Raw genomic sequence first — 2,968 nt, forward strand, 5'->3', positions numbered from 1 at the left:
CATCGCGACCGTGGAAACGCGCCGCTTCGGCCGCGCAGCCGGTGCCTCGTCCTCGCCGCCGGTCCCGGGCGCCTCGCCCGCCGCAAGCGCATCGTCCGCCGCCGCGCCCGCTTCGACCTCGACGTCCGGCGGGGACATCCCGGCGTCGGCGTCGGCTCGGGTCTCGGCCGCACTTCCCGTCTCCGCGCCGTTCCGGACCCGCGACCGCTGCCGCGCGCCTGATCCCGTCGCGCCCGATCCCGCCGTCCGTGATCCAGACGATCCCGGTTCCCCCGGCTCGTTCTCCCACGGCTCCGACTCCGGCAGCTCCTTCCCGGAGCCCGCGGACGGCACACCCCGCCCGGACACGGCGGGGGTCTCAGGCCCGACCGCACCCGCACCCGTACCCGCACTCCCACCCGCGCTCGCACCGGAACCGCTGCCGCCGCCGGCGCTCGGCTCGGGTCCGGCGTTCCGGCGGCGTTGCGGGCCTCGGCCACTCCCGGCGGGGGCGTCGTGGTGGTCGGTCCGGCTCGGGCGGGTCGCGCGGGAGGTCCGGGCCAGGGCGTCGAGTTGGGCGTCCTCCGCGAGGCGGCGGGACACGGCTTCCGGGCGGAGGTCGCCCAGGACCGAGCGTTGCGCGAGCTTCAACTCCCGCAGCGTGAACGACGCGGGGCACGCGGGGCAGGCGACGGCGGCCTGCAACTGGTGCCTGCCGCGGTCCGGGTGGGCGCGGTACAGGCCGTGCAGCTCGCCTTCGCAGTTCGGGCAGCGGCGGTCGATGGGCAGGGGCGACAGCTGCCAGCCGGGCTCGGCATAGCGGGCGATCGCGGGCTCCGGGCGGACACCCCACCTGGCCTCCACCACGCCCGCGACGGACGTGTCCACGACGGGTGACCCCTGCTCCACTCGTCGCCTCCGTCCCGGCCCCGGCCGCCGGCCCCAGGCGGCCGACACGTGATGCTATGCCGAACCGCGTCCGGGCGGCCTCGGCGGTGACGGGGCGGGGTGGTCGGCGCTCGGTCAGTACAACCGAGGTACGAGAACACTGTTTCCGTACATTGTCGGACCATGATCACCCGATCGTGTCCCGGCGGGGGTCAGCCCGGGTCGGCGGCCACCAGGGCGGGGATGTGCTGCTCTTCCTCCGTCAACGAGCCGTGGTGCCCTACGAAGCCCGTCAGGCCCGGCTCCACCACCGAGCGCACGACCGCCAGCGAACCCCTCGCCGCCACGACCAGGTCACCGATCCGCGGCAGCACGTGGGCGGCCACGCGAGGACCGAACCAGCCCGCCGCCACCGCCTCCTCGCGTGACGCGATCCACGCCCGGTCGCCCAGGCGTTCGCTCCACCTGGCCCGCACGGCTTCCGCCGCGTCCGTGTACACGTGCCGGACCCGCGCCTCGCCGCCGAGCAGCCGCACGCCCTCCCTCAGGTCGGGGTCGGTGTCGAAGTCGACCCGGTCCTCGGCCGCCACCATGCCGTGATCGGCCGTCACGACCAGCGCGCCACCGGGCGGCAGGTTGTCGGCCACCGCCGCGGCCAGCCGGTCGACGAACCGCAGCTGCCACCGCCACGGGGCACTACCCGGCCCGTACACGTGACCGAGCGCGTCCAGGTCCGCGTGGTAGGCGTAGCAGAGCACCCGGTCGTCCGACCGCAACGCCTCGGACACCCGCGCCACCAGGTCTCCGAACCCGAGCACGCCCTGGAACCGCCCACCCCGCAACGCCGCCCGCGTCAGCCCGCTGCCCTTCTGGTCGCGCGGCAGCACGAGGCGCACCGCCACGCCCGCGTCGGCCGCCACCTCGAACGCCGTCCGCCGGGGCTGCACCTCCTCCGGCACGAGCACGGTCCGCAGGTCGACGTGCTCCGCCGCCCCGTACCGCGTCCACCGCAACGCGTTCAGCACCTCGTCACCGTCGGCGAACGAGTACCCGACCAGCCCGTGCTCACCGGTCGGCAACCCGGTGCCCAGCGCGGCCAGGCTGGTCGCCGTCGTCGACGGGAACCCGGCCGTGATCGGCGCACCCGCCAATGACGCCAGGAACGGCGCGTCGGCCTCGTGCTCGCGCAACAGCCGCCACCCGAGTCCGTCCACGAGCAGCACGCACACCCGGGACGGCCCGGAGATGCCGAGCACGTCCACCATCCCGGGCACGTCCAGCCCGGCGAGCAGCGACGGCACGACGTCGGCCAGCGAACCGGCCCCGTACCGGGGCACCAGCGGGTCCATGACGGCTGACCCTAGCCCGTGGGTCACGATGATCCGCATGACCACCGAACGCATCGGTCCACCCCTGCGGGGCGGCGAACGCGAGACGCTGCGCGCTTTCCTCGACTACCACCGCGCCACCCTGGCGATGAAGTGCGACGGGCTGTCCACGGAAGAGCTGCGCCGCCGGTCCATGCCGCCGTCCACGCTGACCCTGCTCGGCCTGGTCCGGCACATGGCCGAGGTGGAGCGCACCTGGTTCCGCCGGGTGATCAACCACGAGGACATCCCGCTGGTGTGGTCGGCCGACGGCGACTTCCAGGCCGCCTACGACGCGTCCACCGCGACCAGGTCCGAGGCGTTCGAGGCCTGGCAGCAGGAGGTGGAGCACGCGCGCCGCATCGAACGCGAGGCCGAGTCGCTGGACGTCACCGGCCACCACGAGCGCTGGGGCGAGGACGTGTCGTTGCGCCTGGTCATGCTCCACCTGATCCACGAGTACGCCCGGCACAACGGGCACGCCGACTTCCTGCGCGAGGGCATCGACGGCACCGTGGGCGCGTGACCGCCGACCAGCCCGGGATCTCGTCACGACTGTGGTGGCGGCCGTGCTGACGGGTGCGGGCCCAGGGCAGCGCGTGGTGGGCGGCGGGTGGACTCGCGTTGGCGGCGGGCGGTGGTGGGCGTGCTCGCGTTGGCGGCTGGTGGGTGGACTCGGGGTAGCGCCCGGCGTGGGGCGGGTGGCGGATCAGGCCGGAGCGGGGGTGCGCACC

General features: G+C 74.9%; 2 protein-coding genes and 1 pseudogene. 1 reads left to right on the forward strand and 2 read right to left on the reverse strand.

Annotated elements, in window-relative coordinates; genetic code table 11:
• Positions 1-867, reverse strand: a pseudogene (locus AB0G02_RS33625) (DEAD/DEAH box helicase); the annotation flags it as partial.
• A 212-nt stretch (positions 868-1,079) separates the two neighbouring features.
• Positions 1,080-2,216 carry a nucleotide pyrophosphatase/phosphodiesterase family protein gene (locus AB0G02_RS33630; RefSeq protein WP_360802424.1) on the reverse strand — a complete coding sequence of 379 codons (1,137 nt, stop codon included), beginning with the start codon at positions 2,214-2,216 and terminating at the stop codon, positions 1,080-1,082.
• Positions 2,217-2,253: 37 nt separating this feature from the next.
• On the opposite strand from AB0G02_RS33630, the gene AB0G02_RS33635 reads away from it, so the two are divergent.
• Positions 2,254-2,760, forward strand: coding sequence for a DinB family protein (locus AB0G02_RS33635; protein WP_360802427.1), 507 nt, complete (start codon positions 2,254-2,256; stop codon positions 2,758-2,760).
• Positions 2,761-2,968 lie beyond the last annotated feature (208 nt).

Source organism: Actinosynnema sp. NPDC023658 (genome assembly GCF_040639995.1).
GTDB lineage: Bacteria > Actinomycetota > Actinomycetes > Mycobacteriales > Pseudonocardiaceae > Actinosynnema.

Coding starts and splice junctions, on each gene's coding strand:
- AB0G02_RS33635 (WP_360802427.1), top strand. CDS start 2,254: ATGACCACCGAACGCATCGGTCCACCCCTGCGGGGCGGCGAACGCGAG.
- AB0G02_RS33630 (WP_360802424.1), bottom strand. CDS start 2,216: ATGGACCCGCTGGTGCCCCGGTACGGGGCCGGTTCGCTGGCCGACGTC.